The following is a 22,978-nucleotide window of genomic DNA, read 5'->3' as shown; positions in this document are numbered from 1 at the left end:
TATGATTTGTTATGTTCTATATAGCTAATACGTCTTGATGCTTACTATTAATTCCTAAGTAACTTTCGATGATTCTTGGATCTTCAACTAAATCAGAGCCCCTTCCTTCCATTGATAGTTCTCCCATTTCAAGGACATAAGCATAATCTGCAAGTTTTAAAGCAGCTCTGGCATTCTGCTCAACTAACAAGATAGACACGCCATGTCCTCTTAATTGGTCAATGACCTTAAAAATTTCTCGAGTGATGAGTGGTGCTAATCCCAAACTCGGCTCATCAAGCATCAACAATTTAGGTTTAGCCATGAGTGCACGACCCACTGCAAGCATTTGTCGTTCACCACCTGAAAGTGTCCCTGCTTGCTGTGATCGTCTTTCTTTCAAACGAGGAAAAATGTCATACACTTCATCTAAAGTGCTGAAAATCTCTTTGTCTCTTTGGCGATAGCGTTGAAAAGCGCCAAGCATAAGATTGTCTTCGATAGACATTGTTCCAAATAACTCTCGTTTTTCAGGCACTAATCCAAGCCCACGAATGACCATTTGCTCAACCTGTGGACATTGCTCCACATGCCCATCGAAATCGACGTTTCCTTTAGAACCCAGCACGCCCATAATTGCAGACAATAAAGTTGTTTTACCCGCACCATTTGGACCAACGACAGAAACAATTTGACCTTGATTAACACGCATATTAAAATTTGAAAGCGCTTCGACTTTTCCGTAAGCAACACTCAAATTATTTACTTCTAGCAGAGGCGTGCCCTCTTGATTTCCAAGCATTGTGATCATGCAGCACCTCCTAAATAAGCTTCCAATACAGCTTCATTTTTTTGAATTTCTTCTGGTAATCCTTCAGCAATTTTTTGACCGAACTCCATGACCACAATTCGGTCTGCGAGATTCATGACAAAGTCCATATCATGCTCGACCAAGAGAATCGCCATACCTTCAGCACGTAATTTAGATAGAAGTTCAGCTAAGGCTTGTTTCTCTTTAAATCTTAATCCTGCTGCGGGCTCATCAAGTAGTAATAAGCTTGGGTTCGCACATAAAGCACGTGCAATTTCTAAAATACGTTGCTGCCCGAGTGCTAAACTGCCAGCTTCAACATACAAATATTCTCCAAGCCCTACACGTTCTAGTTGATATTTAGCCTCATTGAGAAGTTCATTTTCTTCAACTCGATCAAGAAGTAACATGGATGAGATGACACTTTTTTCTCCGCGCAAATGAGCACCTATGGCTGTATTTTCTAATACTGTCATTTCAGGCAAGATTTTTACGTGTTGGAATGTGCGACTTAATCCTAATTTGGCAATTTCTCTGGATGGTATGCCATTTATTTTTTTACCTTTAAATAAAACTTCACCGCTTGTTGGAACATCTACACCTGATATTTGATTGAACATGGTACTTTTACCAGCACCATTCGGACCAATTAAAGCGAGAACCTCTCCAGCGTGAATTTTCAGATTCATTTCATTGTTCGCAACTAAGCCCCCAAATTTTTTCGTGATGTTCTTCGCATCTAATATCAATTCACCCTTGTTGATTTGATTTTCTACTTTGTCCATTTGAGGAATGGGGTGGATTGAAGGATATAAATCTACAGGCTTATATTTATTTGGGATCAACTTAGTAATAAATGACCAAATCCCTGATGGTGCTTTTTGCATCAATACAACAATGATTAATCCAAATACGATTGTTTCATAATGACCTTGTCCGCCAAAAATAATAGGCAAAGCATCTTGCAACCATTGGCGTACCATGGTGAATATGCCTGCACCTAATATTGCACCCCAAATACTACCGACACCGCCTAACAACGCCATAAACAAGTAGTCGATACCCATTTGGAGCCCAAAAGGTGTCGGGTTAATAAAAGTTTGCGTGTGTGCATAAAGCCACCCTGAAATTGATGCAAAAATTGCAGCAATCACAAAGATGATCATTTTTGCTCTAAACGTATTTACTCCCATAGACTCAGCCATTACTTGTCCGCCTTTCAAAGCGCGGATTGCTCGACCCTCTCGAGAATTTAAAAGATTTTTTGTCAAAATAATGGCAATAAATACAATGAGCCAAATGAGGTAGAACATTTTATTGCCATTATCAAAGGCAAATCCTGCGATAGAGATAGAGGGAATATTCGAAATTCCAGAATGCCCACCTAAAGTTTCAATGGTCGAAAAGAAATAATAAAGTGAAATGCCCCAAGCGATCGTACCTAAAGGCAGATAATGCCCTGAAAGTTTTAGTGTTAAGCCACCCACCAAAATCGCAGATGCGACTGTAATGACTATTCCGAGCAGAAGTCCAAACCAAGGATTACCACCTGTCCATGCGAGGAAACTTGGTAATTGTTCAGTCACAGTTAAGTAAGCAGTTGCGTATGCGCCAATTCCAACTAAGGCTGCTTGACCAAATGTAGTCATGCCTCCAACGCCTGTCACCAATACAAGACCTAACACGACTAATGCATTTAGACCAATATAGTTCAATAACGTGACTTGATAGGTCGGTAAAAAAAATGGGCTGATGAATACAATTAGCGCAAATATAAAGAAATAAGTTTTTGATTTCATTCTTCATCCTCCTCAACATGACGAGTTGTGAGTGATTTCCAAAGTAAGAAAGGAATAATTAATGTAAAGACGATGATTTCTTTGTAATCACTTGCCCAAAACATGGAGAAAGACTCAATAACACCAACAATCACGGCACCAATTGCTGCGACTGGGAAGCTGATTAGTCCTCCAATGATTGCCCCTACAAATCCCTTCAGACTTAAAATAAATCCTGAGTCGTAATACAGGGTTGTGATCGGTGCAATTAAAATGCCTGATAAGGTTCCGATAAATGTAGCTAAAACAAAAGTCAGTTTGCCCGCAAAGATTGGAGAAATACCCATGAGCTGTGCACCGATTCGATTGACAGCGGTTGCATGCAATGCCTTGCCATAGAGTGTTTTTTCAAAGAAATACCAAAGCACTAAAATCATCACAAAGAATGAAGCGATAATGATCAAAGTTTGACTACTTAAAACAAGAGTTCCAATCTCAAAGCTTTTGTCACTAAACGGTTGTGTTTGAGCACCATTTGGACCGAATATCACGAGTCCTAAACCGACTAATGCCACATGAACCGCTATCGACACGATCAATAAAACTAAAGGTTTGGCTGCCACTAAAGGTTGAAAAAAAGTGCGATACATTTGAGGACCAAGCGGTGTAATCACAGCCAAAGTCAATAAAACTTGAATTGGCATTGGAAGCGTCGCTAAAGGTAGTGTGTACATCGCGATAACGATCAAAGAAATATAAATTATTGATGCAATAAAAATTTTGATATTAAATATTTGATTTTTAGAAAATTTAGCGTATAAATCCAGACTTGTATTGACAATAAAAAACGCAACGACCAGCCAAACTATTAAGCTTGGAATACCTGCTTGAATGGATGCCAAAGTCAATGCACCAAACACAGCAAATTCACCCAATGGAATAAGTAATATCCGAGTGACAGTAAAAACTAAAATGATACAAAGCGCTAATAATGCATAAATAGCACCACTGGTAATACCATCCTGCCCCAAAATTAACGCGATATTTAAATCCATAACATCTTCCTACCCTTTTTTGAGGATGAATTTACCTAGAGCGATATATGCATATCGCTCTGAGTTCATTTATGAAAAGCTAAATTTACTTCAGTAGTTTCCACTGACCATTTTTAACAATGATCATTTCACGCCCACGCTTGTCAAATCCACTATGATCAGATGGGCTCATGTTATACACGCCTTGAGTTCCTGCGATTTCTTTTGTAGATTCCAATGCATCACGTAGAGCTTCACGGAATTGCACGGTGCCAGGCTTTGCTTTTTTCAAAGCAGTCGGTACAGCTTTTTCAAGCAAAATACCTGCGTCATACACATTTGCCCCGAAGGTTGCAGGTGTTTGTTTATATTTTGCTTTATAATCATTGATATATTTAGTAGCAATTTTCTTAGAAGGATGTGTATTAGATACTTCATTTAAAACAAGCATTAAACTGGCAGCTAAAATCGTATTTTCTACTTTCTTGCCACCCATTTTTAAATATTGATCTAAAGCCGCACCATGCGTTTGATAAATTTGCCCTCGATAGCCTCGATCATATAAAGCAGTTTGTGGAGGCACTGCTGAACTGCCTGGTGCTGCAACTAGAATTGCCTGTGGTTTTTTACTTATGAGTTTTAACGCTTGACCAGTTAGAGAGGTGTCTTGACGTTGAAATGATTCTTGAGCAACGATTTTAATCCCATTTTTCTTCGCTAAATTTGCTAAGACTTTCCCCCAATTTTCTCCATACGGATCTGCAGTACCGATAAATCCTAATGTGTTAATTTTTCTCTTTACCATATCTTGTACAAGTGCTTCAGCAATGATTTCATCATTCTGGGTGGTTTTAAACACCCATTTTTTTTGATCCGTCATTGGCATGACTATCGTAGAAGTTCCAACCGGTGCAAGAAGAGGTACTTTCGCTTTAGCAATCGTCCCAATCACAGCAGAAGCATTTGGTGAACCAGAAGGACCAATGATTGCATCAACTTTGTTTTCTTTAATTAGTTTCTCGACAGCTTTGACAGATGCTGTAGGATCACTCGCATCATCAAGAGAAATATATCGAACGTTCTCATTACCAATTTTTTTAGGTAATAAAGCAACTGTATTTTTTTGTGGTATACCTACCATTGCTACAGGTCCGGATGATGATGTCACAACTCCAATCGTGATATCAGCTTGAGCATAAGTGGCAATTGCGATTAAGCTTGTTGATAATAATAATTTTTTAAACATCATATAATCTCCAGTTTGTCCATTAACTGTTTATGTAATTAGAATTTATAGCTATATGTAGTAATGATTCGATTTTCAACAAAATCATTACCATTGGTTGTTCCTGCACCATATTTAGTAGTCGTGTCGATATACCTCCATTCTATACCCAACCCTTTAAAAGACCCTTCTGGAACGGTGTAGCCGACAATGAAATTAGCTTCAGTTTCTTTATTATCTGGTAGGCCATTACGCTCTATGTTCGTACCATATAAATAACGCAAAGTCGTTCTTAAACCCGGCAAACCAACATTTTTAAAGTCATAAGAATAAAGTGCATGATAAGTAAGTTCTTCAGGTTTGATGAAACCTAAAGTTGACCAAGTATGTAGGAAAGGTTGAGGAGCGAATCCATCAAATGTTGGAAAATTGGTATCCCCGGAATTTTTTTGAACACCTGCAGCAAAACTATGTGAGCCATTTTGAATGTTGGCCTGAACGCCAAATGTTTTGCTATCTATGTTTCCATAGTATTTGTCACCAGCTTCACTGTTATGGAAATAACGTGCATCTAATTTGATTTTAGAGTCGCCAATTTGAGTGTTATATGCTGCATTTAAATAATGTTGGTTATAAATATCTTCCAGCTGACCAAACCAGTAAGAGCCTGAAATTTTAGGGCTAAAATTATAGTCTAAACCAACATAACTTAAACCATTACTTTCTATTCTTGCTTTACCTGGTGCAAACAAGCTTAGTTTTTCAAACTCATCATCATTACGCGCGTTTATATGAGTGATTCTTCCAGCTGAAAATTTTAAATTTTGAATCGCTTTCGTTTCAAATGCCGCACCAGCATATGTTGTCACCAACTGACGTGAATCATCAATAAATGCAACAGGTGTTCTTGGCGAAAGTTCCCCAACTAATAGCTCAGAATCTTTATATTTCAGCTTTAAGGTTGCACCAAATTTATTATAACTACGTTCTTGCTCATTTTTTATGGGATCAAATGGTAAGATCGAATCAGACCTTTCAGCATTATGATTTGATAATCTTAGTGCGTAACTTGAAGTCACGTCAAAACCCACCTGAACGGGTGTATTGGTATAACCTGAACTAAACTTTAGACCTAATGCTTGTGACCAACTACCAACATCAGGCTGTGTTGTGTTATTTCGATCAATAAAGAAATTTCTTAAATTTATTGTCGTTTGACTATCTTTTACCAAGTCCGCATAAACTGCTGTATTACAGCAAATTGCTAGTATTGCAAATGTAGGTAACTTTTTCACTCAACTTCCCCTTAGTTTTTTACTGATTTTCTCACTCAACCCTGTTTAATTTTTTCTATTCAGCTATATGAAATTTCATATATTCAACCCAATTCTTTTCCAATTCCATAGAAAATTCAATTTTCTTTTAAGTATATTTATATACCTTAATTAATAATTAAATCCCTTTTAAATCTTCATAGATTGAAAAAAGGCCAAATGATCTAACATTTAGCCCAATTTGATTTAATGAATACCCGCAATATCTTTTAGAATGGTGATAAAGGTATTCTTTTCTTGGTCACTGTATTTTGCAAATACTTCATTTTGATGCTCATCAGCTATATCAAATAAATAATGTGCGGTTTTTTTACCTTTATCCGTTAATTGGTAGAATTCTTCTGTTTCGACTAGTAGCTCATCCTTCTTAAGGATTTCCGCTGCTCTTTCTATTTCTCGCATAGGCATTGCTATATCACGTGGTAAATCATCTTTGCATGAACTTGCACCACTGCCTAGCACTAAAAGCATTCGAGCTTCACTCGTTCTAAAACCTGTGACTAATTGCTTTGGGATGTAATCATTTTGATAAAACTTGAATGCTCGACTCATGAGATAGGCAACATTATTATATAAGTTACCTTGATATAGTTGACCCAAATCATCAGTTTGGACTGGATTTGAATCTTTAATTCTTAACATTGGGTGTGGTGTTACTGCTGAGTACGCACCCTGGTGATATACTAATGGACTACGACCTTCATCTTGAAAATTAACGACCTTTCCAATAATAATCCAGTGATCCCCGCCTTCTACAATTTGAAATAATTCACATTCAAAAACAGCAGAGCAATTTTCCAGAACTGGAGCATTACCTACACCCAAACGGTAGTTTGCTCCTTCGAATTTATCAATATTGCGTTTAGCAAATTTATTCGATACCTCGATTTGAGATCCAGATAAAATATTGACTGCAAAATGACTAGAGTTTTTAAAAACTTCAAAACTGGTCGATTTTTTATCAATACTCCACAAGATTAAAGGTGGGTCTAATGAAACTGAGTTAAAACTATTGGCAGTTACACCCACTTTTTCACCTTTCGCATTTTGCGCTGTAATAATGGTAACCCCAGTTGCAAAATTACCGAGTGCTCTGCGGAATTTCATCGGATCAATAGCTTGTTCTTCCGATTTTTGATAACTATTCATTCCCTTCTCCTGAATCCCAAAATGACCTTCCATGATGGCAATTCAACTATTAAATATCTAAAACTAATCTCGGTGTTTTTGATCGAGAACAACACACTAAAATCTGCTCATTACTTTCTTTTTCTTCGTCAGTAAAGTAGACGTCTCGATGATCGGGTTCGCCTTCAAGCACATCACACATACACGTTCCACAAACGCCCTGTTCGCACGATAACTCGACTTTAATCCCTTCTCGCGCTAAAGCTTGCAGAATAGTTTCCTCTGGAGCTACTTGAATCGTTTTACCACTTTGTTGTGCAACAACTTCAAAACTAGCGCCACCTAAATCAATATCTACCTGAAAATATTCTTTATGTAATTGATCGGAACTAAAACCCTTAGACTCAGCAAGATTAATAATCCAATCCATAAATCCATTAGGACCACAGGTATATAAATGTGAATCTTTGGCAATATCTTTCATTGCGTGATCAAAAAATTCACGATGATTTGCACCATCATCTTTAAAATGGAAAGTTGTATAACTCGCTAAGGGACCTTGCTTGATTTCATCTACAAATGCAGCGGTTTGTTTGGAAGCTGCACAATAATGCAATTCAAATGACTTATCGTTATTTAATAAATCATAAGCCATGGTAATTAACGGTGTAATCCCAATACCACCACCAACTAAAATGCTGTGAGATGCATCTAACAATGGGAACAAATTTTTAGGATGGCTGACTTGTAGTTTCATCCCTTCAAAGATGTCATTAAACGCCGACAGTGACCCCCCTCTTGATGCTTCGTCTTTTAAGATCCCTAGTCGAAAAACACCTTTTAAACTAGGATCTTGACATAGAGAATACTGACGGATTAACCCATTAGGCAGGAATAGATCGATATGTGATCCAGCTTCGATTTCAGGTAATGGAGACTCAGTTGCTGAAATTAAATCTAAGACAACAACATTTTCCGCTTCTACTGATCTTTTATTTACTATTACGGAGTATTTTTCGTTCATAGTTTTCCCCCTTTATGACTAAGCAAATGCTTAGCGCATAAATAGTCCTCCGTTAATATCCCATGTTGCTCCTGTCACAAAAGCTGCTTGTGGGGATGCTAACAAAGCACAAGTTTCAGCGATAAAACTCATACTGCCTAAAGCCTTGACAGGAATGTTATTGATAAACGCTTCCATTTTTTCATCTGAAACAACGCTGTGTACTATTGGAGACTCCATTGGTCCTGGTGCTACGGCATTTACCGTCACACCTTTAGCGGCAAATTCTTTTGCAAAAATTTTAGTCAAAGTTACGATTGCCCCTTTTGAAGCTGCATAATGCGCTCCCGTTGCAGTACCACCATTCTGACCAGCCAATGAAGCCATGTTGATAATTCGACCAAAGCCTTTAGATGCCATATATTGACCAATAATTTGGCATGACTGAAAGGTTCCTCGTTGGTTGACTTGTGTCACCCAATCAAAATCACTCGCAGTGATTTCAAGGACAGGAGTTGCTTTAGTTACTGTGGCGTTATTGATTAAAACATCCAACTTGTTGAAATGAGTTTCAATCCAACTCACTGCTTCTCTAAAGTCCTGCTCTACTGATATATCCAGTTTTAAGGGATACATTTGCGATGGATACTGACTCGCAGCTTTAGCACTTTCCGCTTTTTCTAAGGTACTTGCAGTTAAAATAACTTGATGCCCTTGTTCAGCAAAATATTCAGCAATCACATTACCTAAACCAGAGGCAGCACCAGTAACCAAAACAACTTGTGACATGGTCACCTCCTATAGAATGTAACTGATACCAGCTAAGGTATCTGTCGAATTGACTAGATTGATAATTTTACGGTCTATTTTGAGTTCGCCATTCTCTTGACGTATTAGCTCATAAATCACATCAGCAGTGTAATGACGCAAATTTTCTTTGCGGAACTCTCTTAAATTTTGTGCACAGCGTAAAATTATCTTGTGATCAGTTTCTTCAATAATTCGCACACGTGACAGGCTACGAACAGTATTGGCCTTGGGAGCTGTCGAGATTGCTTCACCATTTTCTAAACGCTCTACACGTAATTGACGCATGTGGTGATTGTCATATGCATAGTTCAAATGGTTTTCGTAATCTGTCAATGATGGATCAATTGGAATGATGTATTTGCCATTTTCATTCCATAAATTTAACCATGCTTGATACTCTGAATGATCTAACATGTCAGCTTCAGCCCAAATGAATGCTGTTACTTCGTTCAAAAGATTTAAATTAATTTTCATGCTCTTCCCCTTAAGCCGTCATCAACTTTTTCCATTGTTGGTAAGCGCCACGCATGCCTGTTTCAGCACTCACGTCACTCTTCAGACCATCTTCAGTTTTGACTTCTCCTGGTAAACCACGGTTCAACATGATCCAAAGATCATTGCCCGCATTTGCACCATGCTGTACACGCTCCCAAGCTTCCGCATCATCTGGCGTACCAAAACCGAAAGGACCTTGGAAATGTTCATGTAGACGTAGGCGATATTGGTTGGCAATTTGTGGTCCACCATCCATCGTAATCACTGAGTGGTGAATTTCAGTTTTATCTACCGCTAATGGTTGCATTACACGGAAGAACGCCATAGAACATGCAATGTTAGGGAAAATATTTAAGTTAAAGCCCGAACCACCGACAGCACGGCAAATTCGACGAACTTCAAGTTCCTCATGACCTTCTTCACGCAGCGCTTGGGCAAGTTCTTCAAAACGCTCTTGGATTGGTCGCTCCATCAACTCTTCATCAAGATCTACCAGTTCTGGAATCATCACCATCACGCTGTGACCATTTCCTAGATCTTCAACATAGCCTGGTTGATTTTCAAAGTTGAAAAGCTCTTCTGTTTTTTCGTCTACAGAACTTAAGAATGATTTATGAACTAATGGGAAATGATACGCGTCAGTTGTATTTTCCAACTGAATCTTCCAGTTACCTGGGAATGTAAAACGATGTTCACCTAATACTTTGACTGGATAACCTGCGCCTTGCTTCATGAATAGATCAATCCACTTTTTCGCAGCACCTAAAAAGTCTTCTAATGGCTCAATATCGTCTTTGAAAGTCGCAAAGATCATGCCGTTATATTCTTCTACACGTAAGCTGATCAGTGGAAATTCAGATTTATCTAAACATTCGCCATAACTTTCAGGTGAAGGAACGCCACGCAATGTACCATCCAAAGCGTAACTCCAACCATGATATGGACATACAAAGCTATTTGTTTTGCCTTTTTTATGCTCACAAACTGTAGCAGCACGATGGCGACAGCGGTTGAGTAAAACGTGGACTTTTTTCTTACGATCTCGTACAGCAACTACAGGTTGTTTACCAATATTAATCGTTTTATAACTACCAGCATCTGGAATTTCACTTGCATGAGCAACCCAAACCCAAGTGCTGTAGAAAATTTTTTCCATTTCATCTTCAAAGATTTGTGCATCTTTATATAAAGATGTATGCACTCGGTCACTTTGAACTAATTCATTGTAATCAATTTCAATATTTTGAACTGGTATTGCACTATTCATCATGTATTCCCTTATAACTGTTTATGCAACTCAACCGACTTAATTTGATTGCGGTACTGGTAACTCATCATCACTAGTCCAATGCGTTACTGGTCGACTGAAAATATTTTCTGTTTGGAAGTGTTTGATTTTCCAAATGCCATTATTTTGTTGCTTAAAACGGATTGTCAGTTTGGCTGCATTCAAGTGGCTTGCACCCGTTTTGAAAGTTGATGTTTGCAACATCAACCAGTGACCAACAGCCACATCACCCTCAATATAAATTTGTTCAGAATTCACAAAATGTGCATTCATAACAAAATGTGAGTCCTTCAGCGTGTATGTTTTAAACATGTCATATACTGCCTGCCAAGACTCAAGCCGACCAAATGACTGGGCGTATTTTTTTCCTACCCCCTCCCAAATACACTCACGATCAAATAAATCCATCAGCGCTTCTAAATTTGTGTTTTGATTAAGTTCATCACAAATTTCCATATAGCGATTTAGGCAATTACGAATTTGATTCTGCGCTTCCAACTGTTGAAGACGTTGAAGAATGCTTTTGAGTTCATTAGAGTCGACCATATCGATATCCTTATCGTTGAATAATTAATTCACGACCAACTCTTGCTTCAACTTTGCAATACTTCCAAAGTTTATATGGACCTTCTCCGACCACAGTCGTACGGAATAAATTACATGCAGCATGAACTGTTTCAATATCAGGTACATCAGCCAATAAATAGGTTGTCCAAGGCCAACCCGTACTTGCACCTACCATGCTTTGATCATCATCTAAGTTGCCGTATACATGAACGCCAGGTAAATCATGGATACCATTCCACATTTCACCAAATGCTGCCCATACTGCTTTTGCTTCTGCTGGCTCTGCATCAAAGAAGTTTTGGTTAATCCCCATACAGAACAATACGCGTAATGATTTTTTAGCTTCCATTTCGATTTCCTTCTTTTCGGTCATTTATAAATATCCAGGTGTCGGATTAAGCCCAAAGCTCATCGCACCAGCATTTTGTAAAGTTGCATCACCCATAAATGCATGCTGTGTAACGACATTCGTGTCATTCACAAAGCGACTAAATGGATGGTTGGTATAAATGGCAGTCATGCCAGCTAACATTTGCATTTTGCGGGTGACCTTTGCACAGACTCTTGCAGCATGTGTACAAGATAGACGCATATCACTAATTAAATGTGGCGCAGGTTTTCGTCCGTTGAGTACTTCTTCCCATACAATATCCATGGTGTTGTAGAACCATGTTCTTGCAGCTAGGAACTCAGCTTCAGCTTTCGCAAATTCGTACTGAGTGATAGGTCGATTAGCAATTTCTGCACCTCCAGTAATCGACGACTTACCTGGAGCTAATTTTCTAAATTCTTCCAATGACGCCGAGGCTACGCCAATTCCGACTACGGTAAGGACTTGAGTCGCCAAAGAGAGGGATGGATATTTGAAAAATGGTTCGCTGAGTTTAGATGGCTCACCCCGAACAAAAGTCCAATGCTCAGGTACAAGTACATTATCTACAATGAGATCGTGACTACCTGTGCCTTTTAAACCTACTGTATCCCACGTCATTTCAATTTGTGCTTTATGCGCTGGTAAAACAGCCATACGTGGTAAGCCATGAGATTCATTATCTTTGATCGGGGCAATGCCTACACCAACGATATCTGCACCTTTACAACCACTTGAGAATTTCCAACGGCCTTTTACAACTAAACCCTCATTGGTCACTTGAGCAGCTTGCGGTGGAAAAATTCCACCAGCAAAAACGATATCTGGACCATTTTTATAAAGTTCGGAAAGTGTCTCTTCAGGTAAACTCCCAAGATAAGCTGGGCTCATACCAAAACTTGCAACCCAACCTACTGATCCATCTGCTTTAGAGAGCCTTTCAATAAGTTCACAAAACGTACGCGGTGAAACCTCATCACCACCGAAACGTTTAGGAACTAAAGCACGATATACCCCAATTGATTTCAGTTTTTGAATAATGTCTTGACTCACGTATGCTTGTTCGTCAAATTCACCTGAACACGCTCGCTGTCTAATCTCTTGACATAATTCTTCAAGATCAATCAAGCTCTCTGTTTGATCTTTGGCTAAATTGCTCATTTGCCACCTCCTTGTGAATGCTTCGTAATATCGACAATGTGTTGTGCAATAGCACACAATTTTTCATCTTCACCATGCTTAGCAATTAATTGCATACCGACAGGTAAGCCATTTGATGTTTCATATGGAATCGTAAGCGCTGGATGGCCCGATAGATTGAATGGTCGCACGAGCTTAGTTAAATTGAGGAAAGTAACAGTATTTTCAGCTTCGTCTAATTTAGGTGGAAATTGAGGTAGTGTCGGCAGTATCAAAACATCAACATTGTTGAGTAAATCATTGATCTGCTCTGTGAATTGAGTTCTTATTAATTCAGCATTTTCTACATCTTTTTGAGTGGTTTCAGATGCTTTTAATAAACGCTGCTGAACATCATTGGCTAGAAGTCCAGTTTGAGTAAGATCATGATATGCACCCCAAGTTTCGTAATTAATGATCGACATACCTGCTTGATATGCTTCATCAATATTGTCTATGAATAGATTTTTTTGAGGTAAATCAATTTTTGTTAACTCAGCATCTAAGACACGCCAAATTTCAGATTCCGCTTCGACACGTAATATTCCTAATTGAATCTGCTGTAGATCGATTTGGATTTCGTTAAATGTAGGATCAATGATCTGCATAGCAAGAATCAGATTGTTGATATCTGATGCGAATGGTCCGACGCAGTCTAAAGTGGTATCTTTTGGCCAAACACCATCACGACTTACACGACCAAATGAAGGTTTTAATCCATACACTCCACAGCAAGCGGCTGGCATACGAATTGAGCCACCAGTATCCGTACCAATACTGAAGTCCGCTATATCTGCCGCAATAGCTGCAGCCGAACCACTGGAAGAGCCTCCAGGAATAAGTTGCGGATATTTAACATTTAAAGGTGTTCCGAAGTTTTTGTTTACTCCAGTTATACCGAATGCAAGTTCATGAAGATGAGTTTTTCCAATAATTTTGCAATCACTGCTGAGTATATTTTTTATAATTTCAGCGTGTGAGTTTGCAGGGCATGCTTCAACGCGCGCCTGAGTTCCAAGTGTCGTCACTTCATTTTGTATATCAATTGAGTCTTTAACCACGACTCTAATTTTTCCATCTCCTAAAGAGAGACTTCTAGATATAATATTCAATTCACTTTTCCATGTATTTTTATACTCAACATCAATATCTGAAAAATTAATGTATTTGTCAAGTTATTTTGAAATAAAAAAATCTTTGTCTTTTTTCTTGTATAATCAATTATATTTTTTTAAGTTTAATTGCTGCTCATGTTAAAAAATTTTGAAAATTATTTGCCAAATAACGATCCCAAAAGTTTGGAAAATTTCCCATTTTTTTGGATATCTCAAGTTAATGGTAAGTATTCCCAATTGATTGATAAATCTTTAAAAAAAATAGGTCTCGATAATACAAAAAGAAAAATCATTTTGAGTACAAATGCTCTCGGTGAAGCCAATATCACTGAAATAGCAAATTTAGCAACAATCAAATTAACAACTGCAACTAAGGCAATCTATAGATTAGTCGAAGAAGGTATAGTTGAAGTTTTCTCATCCCCTCATGATGAAAGGATTTCTATGGTGAAGCTCACTGAAAAAGGATATGGTCTTGTGGATGAAATTAATCAGATCAATCGTGTTACTTTAGCTGGTATATTAAATTCTTTTGATGAACAAGAACTTGAGTCACTAAATTTACAATTAAAGAAAATATTCAATTTAATGCCAAATAGGTAAAAAGACTAAAATCTTTTTACCTACTAACGCTTATTTCATAATTTCATATTGTGGAATAAGCTGATTAAATCGCAAATTTTCAGCGAATTTTGATATGACATTTAGTTTATATTGATAAATATCCATGCTTTCATATTTGTAAAAACCTGATAGTTCTCTAATGCCATTTCTATTTTCCCTCATATTTTTTTTGATAATATCAGGGGCTTTGTAACGCTCACCAAGTTCTTCTCTCAAATACTCAGAAGCATGATACAAAATATCCCCTCCTCCCCAATCGATAAACTCTAGCATACCTAACACTGAAAAACGCAAACCAAAACCTGTACGAATCGCTTTATCAATATCCTCAGCACTTGCTACGTTTTCTTCAACCATTCTCGCTGCTTCATTCATTGCCAATGCTTGAATTCTTGGAACAATGTATCCAGCAACTGCATTACAAATCACAGGGACTTTACCAATTGCCTCAAGTAATGTTTTTAGTTTTTCTACTACTATATCAGCAGTATGCTCAGATCGGCTTAGCTCAACTAAAGGCATTAAATATCCAGGATTAAGCCAATGCGCATTAACAATACGTTCTGGATGAGAAATTAATTTTGCTATATCAGTGACCAAAAAGGTCGAAGTCGTTGATGCCACAATACAGTTTTTAGAAATTAAGGGTTCCAACCATCGAAAACAGTGTTGTTTATGAGTCATTATTTCAGGTACACCTTCAATAATTAATTCACAATTTTTCCAATCAATAGTTTGATTATCTTTGAAATAAAAATGAATTCTTTCTTTTAATACTTTACATTGATCATTCACTAACATCCCGATATGTTCTAAGAGATGCAACTCTTGTTCGAGGCTGTCATTCCATTTTTGCAGAAATTCATTTTTTTCTGCTGGGTTTCGATCTTTTACGTCTACAAGTGCAATCTCAATTCCTGCATATGCGAATGCGATCGCAATCGCATTACCCATTCTGCCTGCACCTACAATAATAATATTTTTAATCATGCAGATTGCTCTCCGGAGTTCAACAGGTGTTTTAATTGTTGCTGTGTTAAATCAAATAACCCTAAATTTTCAAGAGTGCGACCCTCACTATACAAATCCCTACCAGTAATTGATGATGCGATATTCAGAAGCCCTTCAGCAATCGGCGTTTTGACTCCAACATACTTACCAACCGATACAATAAATGACAGGCCTAATCGTGTGTCTTCGAGCATATACCGATGTGAATGTAAATCTATTTTCTCGCGCCAATCGCCACTGTCAGTCAACTTACCATGTGCCCCCCTACCATACATCCACTCATCTCCTTCACCCTCTTTATTGTAGTGATCTGCGAGTGGGAAATGCTGTTTCGAGTATCCCAATGCTTCACGAATATTCATTCGCTCTTGATCTAATAAGCTCGTTACTCTCCTCACTGAAGGTTGAGTACCTTCATTATGAATATCCCATACATCAAAATGTTCTAAAGGTGCAGCATTGAGCATAATTAATGGAGGATGAATAATGGGTCCTGCATTCATTAAAGCTCCACTCAAAGCATCCTCTATAGTTTCGATGCTGTCATAAGCTTGCTTTAATACTCTAATAGCATGATCTTTTAATTTTGCTGGATAGACCCCAGTAGGCAATCGCGTCGCATATACACTAATCACGATAGAATTCGGACTATGTTTTCTTACTAAATATGGCAACGTACCCGTTTCAGCAAAAGCCACGTCAGACTTATTTCCAACTTTAAGCATTGCTTGAGCAAATAGGTATGTTCCAAAAGTACCTGGGGGTAAAAATACGACTTGACCAGATGTTAAGTAGGGTGCTATTTCAATCGATAAATCTTCATGGCTTGTTGCGGGTAAAGGAATAATAATCAATTCAGCGTTTTCAATAGCTTTGGATAAATCAGTTTCAAGTTGGATTTTTTGATGTTCATCCCCAACAGATACTGTTCTAGTGCCACGAAAGTCTTTTACAGTAAGCTCACCATATTTCGCTAATTCTTTTAGTGAATCTCGATCTCTTCGCCATAATTTAACTTCGTGATTTTTTTCCGCCATCTCCACTGCTGATGCATAACATCCATGTCCACCGCCAAGAACCGTGATTTTCATTTTCTTCCCCTACATATTTATTGTGTATTGTGATAGTAGGAAAGATTCTTCTTTTTGCTCGCGTCAAAAAGCGGTACTGCTATTCGAATTACGAATTTATTTCTATTAATTTGTTTTGTTTCACGGTTTCTGAAGGCGTGCATCCATAACGTTTTTTATAAAGCCGAGTAAAGTGTCCAAAGCTTCTTACACCATGAGCATTGAAGATATCAATTATAGGCTGATCAACCTGAGTGTGTTTAAGTTCTTGATGAACTCGGTCCAATTTGATTGATGTCATGAAACTGAGAGGCGTTTGGTTCAAATAGGTATTAAATCCCTTTTGAAGCGTTCTTACCGAGACTTTTACAAGCCTCGCAACTTCCTCAATCGAGATTGCTTCCATATAATGTTGCTCAATCAAATGAGCTGCATTTTTGATATAACTTGGGATGAGTTGATTTTTTTTATCTGCGATTCTTTCACTGAAATTATGTGGAATTTTGATCAATAATAACTCAGTCAAATATGAACTAAAGCTATCAGAAATTTGCCACCAGTTTTCAATATTTGAATATGCAAAGCATAAGTAGTTCAGTGTTTCTAAAATTGAAATTCTTTCTTCAGATGTATAGGAAATGCCACTATCGAAAACAAGATTTTTTTGAGGGATATATCCCAACAAGCGATATAAAACAGTGTTGATCAACTCATGATCAATTTTTAATATGATATTTCTACATTTGGCTTGGAGTTCAATTCTATTTTCAAAATGAGGATGAGAAACTGTAAGTAATCCAGGACGTTGTTGATAAGTTGAATGATCATATTTGACTTTACATTCCCCTTCCAAATTAAATCTAAACAGATAACTTTGACACTCAGCACCAAAACTAATTTGAACTGGAGCATTGTAACTTAATTCAAATAGTGCAACTTGACCAAATGAAAACCCACTTAATTTTACTTCTAAAGATTCATCATTCAATACTTCAAATTGATGAGGGCACAAGTATTGTCCTATCACATCTTTAATCTGAAAATAATCTTTTGAAGACAATAAGTTGAATTTCTTTAAAAGTTTCAGATTCGATAAATACATGATAGGTGTACCCTCATTATTTTATTCAGACATGATTTATTTAGACTCAACTCGCAAACTATTTTCGAAGGCTTTACAACCCACTTTCAATAAGACAAAGCACAATACGCATGATATTGCACCAACGATAGATATCGATGAACCGACCATTAAAGGATTTTCAAAAATACGATCCGTAATTAAAGCCACTAATGTGGTACCAATACCTAAAGCAATCAAATTACTGATGAGTAAAAAGATAGATGAGATTTGGGCACGTAATTGATTTGGCGAAAGCATTTGCATTGCTGTTGTTGAGATCGGCATTGGGAAAGAAGCGAAAAACATTGCAACAACCAACAATGTAACTGATAGCCATAATTCATTAACTTGTGAAAACAAAATCATTGGAATAATCAGACCTACGATTCCAATCACACCCACAAACATAGGCGAATCTTTTCTGCCTTTTTGAATAAAATAATCATTCATCCAACCAGCCGCAAATACACCTAAAGTATTTGAAATCAGTAACACGGCACCCAACATATAGCCCACTTCAGTAGCTGTCATATTGTAATGTCGTATGTAAAATGCAGGTGTCCAGCTAATTAAGCAAAACAATGCCATGGCATAAAAAGTAAATCCCAAATAATGACATGTAAATGTTTTTTTATGCTTTTTCAGGAATTTAAAAGTATCACTAAGCTTCACTTTTACTACGTTCCCCTGCGCATCGACCATTTGCCCTTTACGCTTAGGATCTTTAACAGTTAAAAGTACCAATATGCCAATAATGACTCCTGGTAAACCCACTAAAATAAACGCTACTTGCCATGCCTTTAACATTCCCAATAAGGGTACAGCGATAAGAGACATGTCCTTGAGTAATCCAATGACAAAACCACCTACTAAGAATGCGATTCCTCCACCAACAAAAGAACCAATCGAATAAATAGCGACAGCTCGACCCAATTTATCTTTTGCAAACATATCACTAAACATTGAATAGGCTGCAGGTGACAAAGCAGCTTCACCAATTCCTACTCCCATTCTGCTCAAAAACAACTGGATAAAGTTCTTACTTAAACCACATAAAGCTGTTGCAATGCTCCAAAATACAATCCCGGCAGCAATTAATTTTGGTCTTGAGAATCGATCTGCGATATAAGCCAGCGGCAGACCCATGAATGCATAAAATAAAGAAAAAGCTAGTCCATGGAGTAGACTAAATTGCGTGTCTGTTAAATTCAAATCTGCTTTTATCGGTTCAATCATCAAAGCCAAAATTTGACGATCGATAAAAGAAAATATATATGCAACCATGCAAAGTATTACAACATACCAAGCATAAATATCCTTCTTTTTTGCATCATTGCTCTTTAACTCGGAAATTTTTTCCATCGAAATCATCCTAAATATTTTATAGATCAGCGCTATCCCTATGACAAATCCATGCCAATTTATGCTGATTTATAAAATAAATATCATTTTTAACACTATTATTCTATTTATTTTTCCATTAAATATTACATATAAATAGATATTTTATATTAATCTAATCTAAAAAAATTAGTTCATGCTCTTCAATTCGTCTAGATAATCTAATATTTGTTTTATGTATTCATTATTATCGATACTTCTATAGGCAACTGTAATTGGACTTTCAGCCTCATTATCTAGAATAGGTATAAACTTCAAATTTTTCATACCTATAGAGCATGCACTCTTTGGAATAATACACCCCCCCTCACCAGATGACACCATCCCCAATGCCATATGGATTTCTCTCGTCTCGATCAGATTTTGGGGAATTAAGTCAAGTTCAGAGAATATTCCTTGAACAAAAGTTGAGAAGTTTGGTTTAGGAGTATTTGGATATATATAAATATGTTCGTTGACCAATTGTGATAAATGTACTTCCTTAACATTTTGGGTCACTAACGTATGATCTTTGTGCACTGCTAAAAAAAGTTGCTCTCTTTCGATCACTATTCTTTTTATTGAAGGATCACTAATTCCTAATCGACCAAACCCAATATCAATTTTCCCCAATTTCAAAGCTTCTACCTGATCCCTGGTTCCGCATTCCACCAATTCAACTTTTATATTTGCAATATGCTTTCTTAAATAATCAATAATCTCAGGTAATTTCCAATAAAAAAGCGAACCAACATATCCAATTCGTACCGTAGTATCTGTCACTTTATATCGATTTACCATCGATTTAGCATGTGCTGTTAAGGTCAGTATCTGTACAGCATATTGGTAAAAAAACTCTCCAACTTCAGTTGTTTTGATCGGTCTCATGCCTCTTTCAAATAATACGACACCTAACTCTGACTCTAAGTTTTTGATTTGTCGTGTAAGTGGTGGTTGTGCGATACATAACTTCTCAGCAGCTTTTGTAATACTTTTTTCTTCGACCACAGTAGCAAAATACTTTAATGTTCTTAATTCCATTGAAATTTCCTTAATCCATACTTTTTTAGTATTTTAATATACTACTTAACCTCTATTTTCAATACTTTATTTCAAATAAGGTATTTAGCATATATTAATGGAATATATTGCTGCATGTACAAAAATATTGAAACCTTGCTCGTTGAAATCCCGACGATCCGCCCACACAAGATGGCGGTCGCAACGATGCAAACTCAAACCTTAGTCCTCATTAAAATCGAAACTTCGGATGGTTTCATTGGTTGGGGCGAAGCAACCACCATCGGTGGCTTAGGCTATGGTGAAGAAAGCCCTGAAAGTATCAAAACCAATATCGATACTTATTTTGCTCCACTACTCAAAACTTTTACTGATCTCAACGTTGCTCAAATTATGCAAGTGTTGAAGAAGAATATTAATGGCAACCGTTTTGCAAAATGTGCCATTCAAACTGCTTTACTCGATATTCAAGCTCAACGTTTAGGCTTGCCGCTGTCTGAAGTGCTAGGTGGCCGTCTGCGTGACAGCGTCCCTGTGCTTTGGGTGTTGGCTTCTGGTGATACGGATAAAGATATCGCTGAAGCGAAAAAGATGATCGAAGCTAAGCGTCATAACTTCTTTAAATTAAAAATTGGTTCTCGTGCTGTAGAAGCAGATGTTGAGCATGTTCTCACCATCAAAAAAGCGTTAGGTGCTGATATTTCTATCCGTGTCGATGTGAACCGTGCTTGGTCTGAGTTAGAAGCGATCAAAGGTATTCAGCTTCTGCAAGATGGTGGTGTGGATCTAATTGAACAGCCATGTGCGATTGACAATATTGATGCCATGGAGCGTTTAACTCGTCGTTTTGATATTGCCATTATGGCGGATGAGTCATTGATGGGTCCAAGTACAGCTTATCGTTTAGCGAAGCGTAATGCTGCTTCTGTGTTTGCTGTAAAAGTTGCTCAGTCTGGTGGCCTACTCGAAGGTCGTGATGTAGCAACCATTGCAAACCTCGCTGGTGTAGATCTGTATGGTGGCACGATGCTTGAAGGTTCTGTTGGCACCATCGCTTCTGCACATTTGTTCTCGACCTTTGAGAATTTGGCATATGGCACTGAATTGTTTGGTCCATTGCTGTTAACTGACGAAATTTTAAAGACCCCGCTTCAATATCGTGATTTCGAATTACATCTGCCTCAAGGCAATGGTTTAGGTATTGAGTTGGATTTAGACAAGATTGACAACCTTCGCCGCAAATAAGCGACGTGATACATCAGGAGTGAGACATGCTGTTTCATGTACGAATGGATGTGAACATCCCACTGGATATGCCAGTTGAAAAAGCGAATGAGATTAAAGCTGTTGAAAAGGCGTATTCGCAAGAGTTACAGCAACAAGGCAAGTGGCGTCATATCTGGCGAATCACAGGTCAGTATTCAAACATCAGTATTTTTGATGTGGAAAGCAATGAAGAGCTTCATTCAATTTTACAAGGTCTTCCGCTTTACCCATATATGAATATCGAAGTAATGGCGTTAAATCGTCACCCATCTTCTATCCGTGAAGATGATCGTTAAGTTTTAAGTGTCTTGGCTTGATTGATTCAGGCCATGACATCAATACATCCAGAGGTTTTTTAGCGTCATTTTAAACAAGGATTGTGGCAGCGAGCTCAAACACATTAGAAGTCAGCCACCACACAGCAAGCATACTTAAGGAGAAATAGTATGAACCGCGAACAAATTAATGCTTTAGTCAAAAAAATGAACGTTGATACTGCAACAGGTCCTGTTGATGAACGTGTTCAGCAAATCGTTGTACGTTTAGTATCTGACTTATTCCAAGCGATTGAAGATTTAGATTTAAGCCAATCTGAAGTTTGGAAAGGTCTTGAGTACTTTACTGATGCTGGTCAAGCAAACGAATTAGGTCTTTTGGCTGCTGGTTTAGGTCTTGAGCATTTCCTTGATTTACGTGCAGATGAGAAAGATGCTCAAGCAGGTATTACAGGTGGTACTCCACGTACAATTGAAGGTCCATTGTATGTCGCTGGTGCACCAGAATCAGTTGGTTTTGCACGTATGGATGATGGTTCTGAAGAAGGCAAAATCCCAACTTTAATTATTGAAGGTATCGTTAAAGATACTGAAGGTAACATCATTGAAGGCGCTAAGGTTGAAGTTTGGCATGCAAACAGCTTAGGTAACTACTCGTTCTTTGATAAGTCTCAATCTGACTTTAACTTACGTCGTACGATCTTCACGGATGCACAAGGTCAATATACAGCATTAACCACAATGCCTGTAGGTTATGGCTGCCCACCAGAAGGTACAACTCAGTTTGTATTAAACAAACTTGGTCGTCACGGTAACCGCCCTTCACACGTGCATTACTTCGTCACTGCGCCTGGCTACCGTAAATTAACTACGCAGTTCAACATCGAAGGTGATGAATACCTTTGGGATGACTTTGCATTTGCAACGCGTGATGGCTTAGTGGCAACTGCTGTAGATGTAACTGATGAAGCTGAAATTGCTCGTCGTGGTCTAAAAGGTGCGTTCAAACATATTCAATTTGACATTGAATTAGTGAAAGACGTTGAAGGTGCGCCTTCTACTGAAGTTGAACGCCGCCGCGCATCAGCTTAAA

General features: G+C 37.8%; 23 protein-coding genes. 4 read left to right on the top strand and 19 right to left on the bottom strand.

What is annotated here, in order from left to right; genetic code table 11:
• Positions 1–16: 16 nt before the first annotated feature.
• The 14 genes from BMW42_RS10470 to BMW42_RS10405 form a co-directional block, all read right to left on the bottom strand.
• On the bottom strand, positions 17–790 hold the full coding sequence (locus tag BMW42_RS10470; protein ID WP_035266352.1) for an ABC transporter ATP-binding protein: 774 nt from the start codon (positions 788–790) through the stop codon (positions 17–19).
• Positions 787–2,589: a branched-chain amino acid ABC transporter ATP-binding protein/permease gene (locus BMW42_RS10465; RefSeq protein ID WP_092767697.1), complete on the bottom strand. Its 1,803-nt coding sequence runs from the start codon at positions 2,587–2,589 to the stop codon at positions 787–789. Before BMW42_RS10465 ends, BMW42_RS10470 begins: the two co-directional genes overlap by 4 nt.
• A complete protein-coding gene (locus BMW42_RS10460; RefSeq protein ID WP_092767695.1) occupies positions 2,586–3,623 on the bottom strand; it encodes a branched-chain amino acid ABC transporter permease in 1,038 nt (345 codons plus the stop codon). The genes BMW42_RS10465 and BMW42_RS10460 overlap by 4 nt, the downstream gene beginning before the upstream one ends.
• Positions 3,624–3,708: 85 nt before the next feature.
• Entirely contained in the window at positions 3,709–4,851 is a 1,143-nt protein-coding gene (locus BMW42_RS10455; RefSeq protein WP_092767693.1) for an ABC transporter substrate-binding protein, read from the bottom strand.
• A 35-nt stretch (positions 4,852–4,886) separates the two neighbouring features.
• Positions 4,887–6,122: an OprD family outer membrane porin gene (locus BMW42_RS10450; RefSeq protein ID WP_035266345.1), complete on the bottom strand. Its 1,236-nt coding sequence runs from the start codon at positions 6,120–6,122 to the stop codon at positions 4,887–4,889.
• Between the two features lie 225 nt (positions 6,123–6,347).
• On the bottom strand, positions 6,348–7,310 hold the full coding sequence (locus BMW42_RS10445; RefSeq protein WP_092767842.1) for a p-hydroxyphenylacetate 3-hydroxylase reductase component: 963 nt from the start codon (positions 7,308–7,310) through the stop codon (positions 6,348–6,350).
• A gap of 49 nt (positions 7,311–7,359) precedes the next feature.
• Positions 7,360–8,313, bottom strand: a complete 954-nt coding sequence (locus BMW42_RS10440) for a PDR/VanB family oxidoreductase (RefSeq protein WP_092767691.1) — start codon at positions 8,311–8,313, stop codon at positions 7,360–7,362.
• A gap of 30 nt (positions 8,314–8,343) precedes the next feature.
• Positions 8,344–9,081 (bottom strand): SDR family NAD(P)-dependent oxidoreductase, encoded by a 738-nt coding sequence (locus BMW42_RS10435; protein WP_092767689.1) that lies wholly within the window; start codon positions 9,079–9,081, stop codon positions 8,344–8,346.
• 9 nt (positions 9,082–9,090) lie between these two features.
• Positions 9,091–9,576, bottom strand: coding sequence for an aromatic-ring-hydroxylating dioxygenase subunit beta (locus BMW42_RS10430; RefSeq protein ID WP_092767687.1), 486 nt, complete (start codon positions 9,574–9,576; stop codon positions 9,091–9,093).
• A 10-nt stretch (positions 9,577–9,586) separates the two neighbouring features.
• Positions 9,587–10,864, bottom strand: a complete 1,278-nt coding sequence (locus BMW42_RS10425) for an aromatic ring-hydroxylating oxygenase subunit alpha (RefSeq protein WP_035266339.1) — start codon at positions 10,862–10,864, stop codon at positions 9,587–9,589.
• Positions 10,865–10,903: 39 nt separating this feature from the next.
• A complete protein-coding gene (locus BMW42_RS10420; protein ID WP_092767685.1) occupies positions 10,904–11,431 on the bottom strand; it encodes a nuclear transport factor 2 family protein in 528 nt (175 codons plus the stop codon).
• Between the two features lie 10 nt (positions 11,432–11,441).
• Entirely contained in the window at positions 11,442–11,801 is a 360-nt protein-coding gene (locus BMW42_RS10415) for a hypothetical protein (protein ID WP_035266405.1), read from the bottom strand.
• 24 nt (positions 11,802–11,825) lie between these two features.
• Positions 11,826–12,983 carry an acyl-CoA dehydrogenase family protein gene (locus BMW42_RS10410; protein WP_092767682.1) on the bottom strand — a complete coding sequence of 386 codons (1,158 nt, stop codon included), beginning with the start codon at positions 12,981–12,983 and terminating at the stop codon, positions 11,826–11,828.
• Entirely contained in the window at positions 12,980–14,113 is a 1,134-nt protein-coding gene (locus BMW42_RS10405) for an amidase (RefSeq protein ID WP_092767680.1), read from the bottom strand. The genes BMW42_RS10410 and BMW42_RS10405 overlap by 4 nt, the downstream gene beginning before the upstream one ends.
• Before the next feature lie 138 nt (positions 14,114–14,251).
• Here BMW42_RS10405 and BMW42_RS10400 point away from each other — a divergent pair, with 138 nt between their 5' ends.
• Positions 14,252–14,719 carry a MarR family winged helix-turn-helix transcriptional regulator gene (locus BMW42_RS10400; protein WP_092767678.1) on the top strand — a complete coding sequence of 156 codons (468 nt, stop codon included), beginning with the start codon at positions 14,252–14,254 and terminating at the stop codon, positions 14,717–14,719.
• 30 nt (positions 14,720–14,749) lie between these two features.
• Here the strand turns inward: BMW42_RS10400 and BMW42_RS10395 are convergent, their stop codons facing one another.
• From BMW42_RS10395 to BMW42_RS10375, 5 genes are all read right to left on the bottom strand, one after another.
• The gene (locus BMW42_RS10395; protein WP_171260716.1) at positions 14,750–15,736 is read right to left on the bottom strand and encodes a 3-hydroxybutyryl-CoA dehydrogenase; all 987 of its coding nucleotides are present in this window, start codon (positions 15,734–15,736) and stop codon (positions 14,750–14,752) included.
• Complete coding sequence (locus BMW42_RS10390) at positions 15,727–16,842, bottom strand: NAD/NADP-dependent octopine/nopaline dehydrogenase family protein (protein WP_092767674.1); 1,116 nt, start codon at positions 16,840–16,842, stop codon at positions 15,727–15,729. The genes BMW42_RS10395 and BMW42_RS10390 overlap by 10 nt, the downstream gene beginning before the upstream one ends.
• Positions 16,843–16,930: 88 nt before the next feature.
• Positions 16,931–17,923 carry a helix-turn-helix transcriptional regulator gene (locus tag BMW42_RS10385; RefSeq protein WP_092767672.1) on the bottom strand — a complete coding sequence of 331 codons (993 nt, stop codon included), beginning with the start codon at positions 17,921–17,923 and terminating at the stop codon, positions 16,931–16,933.
• Positions 17,924–17,959: 36 nt separating this feature from the next.
• Entirely contained in the window at positions 17,960–19,306 is a 1,347-nt protein-coding gene (locus BMW42_RS10380; protein ID WP_092767670.1) for a spinster family MFS transporter, read from the bottom strand.
• A 168-nt stretch (positions 19,307–19,474) separates the two neighbouring features.
• On the bottom strand, positions 19,475–20,365 hold the full coding sequence (locus BMW42_RS10375; RefSeq protein ID WP_035266330.1) for a LysR family transcriptional regulator: 891 nt from the start codon (positions 20,363–20,365) through the stop codon (positions 19,475–19,477).
• Between the two features lie 114 nt (positions 20,366–20,479).
• Here BMW42_RS10375 and BMW42_RS10370 point away from each other — a divergent pair, with 114 nt between their 5' ends.
• The 3 genes from BMW42_RS10370 to catA all read left to right on the top strand — a co-directional run bounded on the left by BMW42_RS10370 (position 20,480) and on the right by catA (position 22,977).
• A complete protein-coding gene (locus tag BMW42_RS10370; protein ID WP_092767668.1) occupies positions 20,480–21,589 on the top strand; it encodes a muconate/chloromuconate family cycloisomerase in 1,110 nt (369 codons plus the stop codon).
• A gap of 26 nt (positions 21,590–21,615) precedes the next feature.
• Entirely contained in the window at positions 21,616–21,906 is a 291-nt protein-coding gene (gene catC, locus BMW42_RS10365) for a muconolactone Delta-isomerase (protein ID WP_092766278.1), read from the top strand.
• Positions 21,907–22,056: 150 nt separating this feature from the next.
• Positions 22,057–22,977: a catechol 1,2-dioxygenase gene (gene catA / locus BMW42_RS10360; RefSeq protein ID WP_035270493.1), complete on the top strand. Its 921-nt coding sequence runs from the start codon at positions 22,057–22,059 to the stop codon at positions 22,975–22,977.
• The last annotated feature ends 1 nt before the right edge of the window (position 22,978 follow it).

The organism is Acinetobacter sp. DSM 11652 (assembly GCF_900109815.1).
Lineage (GTDB): Bacteria > Pseudomonadota > Gammaproteobacteria > Pseudomonadales > Moraxellaceae > Acinetobacter.
Note: the sequence above shows the minus strand (reverse complement) of the source record. Positions and strands in the feature narration are given on the sequence as shown.

Excerpts from the sequence above, each read along its gene's own strand:
- BMW42_RS10470 (WP_035266352.1), bottom strand. The coding sequence starts at position 790 with ATGATCACAATGCTTGGAAATCAAGAGGGCACGCCTCTGCTAGAAGTA.
- BMW42_RS10465 (WP_092767697.1), bottom strand. The coding sequence starts at position 2,589 with ATGAAATCAAAAACTTATTTCTTTATATTTGCGCTAATTGTATTCATC.
- BMW42_RS10460 (WP_092767695.1), bottom strand. The coding sequence starts at position 3,623 with ATGGATTTAAATATCGCGTTAATTTTGGGGCAGGATGGTATTACCAGT.
- BMW42_RS10455 (WP_092767693.1), bottom strand. The coding sequence starts at position 4,851 with ATGATGTTTAAAAAATTATTATTATCAACAAGCTTAATCGCAATTGCC.
- BMW42_RS10445 (WP_092767842.1), bottom strand. The coding sequence starts at position 7,310 with ATGAATAGTTATCAAAAATCGGAAGAACAAGCTATTGATCCGATGAAA.
- BMW42_RS10440 (WP_092767691.1), bottom strand. The coding sequence starts at position 8,313 with ATGAACGAAAAATACTCCGTAATAGTAAATAAAAGATCAGTAGAAGCG.
- BMW42_RS10435 (WP_092767689.1), bottom strand. The coding sequence starts at position 9,081 with ATGTCACAAGTTGTTTTGGTTACTGGTGCTGCCTCTGGTTTAGGTAAT.
- BMW42_RS10430 (WP_092767687.1), bottom strand. The coding sequence starts at position 9,576 with ATGAAAATTAATTTAAATCTTTTGAACGAAGTAACAGCATTCATTTGG.
- BMW42_RS10425 (WP_035266339.1), bottom strand. The coding sequence starts at position 10,864 with ATGAATAGTGCAATACCAGTTCAAAATATTGAAATTGATTACAATGAA.
- BMW42_RS10420 (WP_092767685.1), bottom strand. The coding sequence starts at position 11,431 with ATGGTCGACTCTAATGAACTCAAAAGCATTCTTCAACGTCTTCAACAG.
- BMW42_RS10415 (WP_035266405.1), bottom strand. The coding sequence starts at position 11,801 with ATGGAAGCTAAAAAATCATTACGCGTATTGTTCTGTATGGGGATTAAC.
- BMW42_RS10410 (WP_092767682.1), bottom strand. The coding sequence starts at position 12,983 with ATGAGCAATTTAGCCAAAGATCAAACAGAGAGCTTGATTGATCTTGAA.
- BMW42_RS10400 (WP_092767678.1), top strand. The coding sequence starts at position 14,252 with ATGTTAAAAAATTTTGAAAATTATTTGCCAAATAACGATCCCAAAAGT.
- BMW42_RS10390 (WP_092767674.1), bottom strand. The coding sequence starts at position 16,842 with ATGAAAATCACGGTTCTTGGCGGTGGACATGGATGTTATGCATCAGCA.
- BMW42_RS10385 (WP_092767672.1), bottom strand. The coding sequence starts at position 17,923 with ATGTATTTATCGAATCTGAAACTTTTAAAGAAATTCAACTTATTGTCT.
- BMW42_RS10380 (WP_092767670.1), bottom strand. The coding sequence starts at position 19,306 with ATGGAAAAAATTTCCGAGTTAAAGAGCAATGATGCAAAAAAGAAGGAT.
- BMW42_RS10375 (WP_035266330.1), bottom strand. The coding sequence starts at position 20,365 with ATGGAATTAAGAACATTAAAGTATTTTGCTACTGTGGTCGAAGAAAAA.
- BMW42_RS10370 (WP_092767668.1), top strand. The coding sequence starts at position 20,480 with ATGTACAAAAATATTGAAACCTTGCTCGTTGAAATCCCGACGATCCGC.
- catC (WP_092766278.1), top strand. The coding sequence starts at position 21,616 with ATGCTGTTTCATGTACGAATGGATGTGAACATCCCACTGGATATGCCA.
- catA (WP_035270493.1), top strand. The coding sequence starts at position 22,057 with ATGAACCGCGAACAAATTAATGCTTTAGTCAAAAAAATGAACGTTGAT.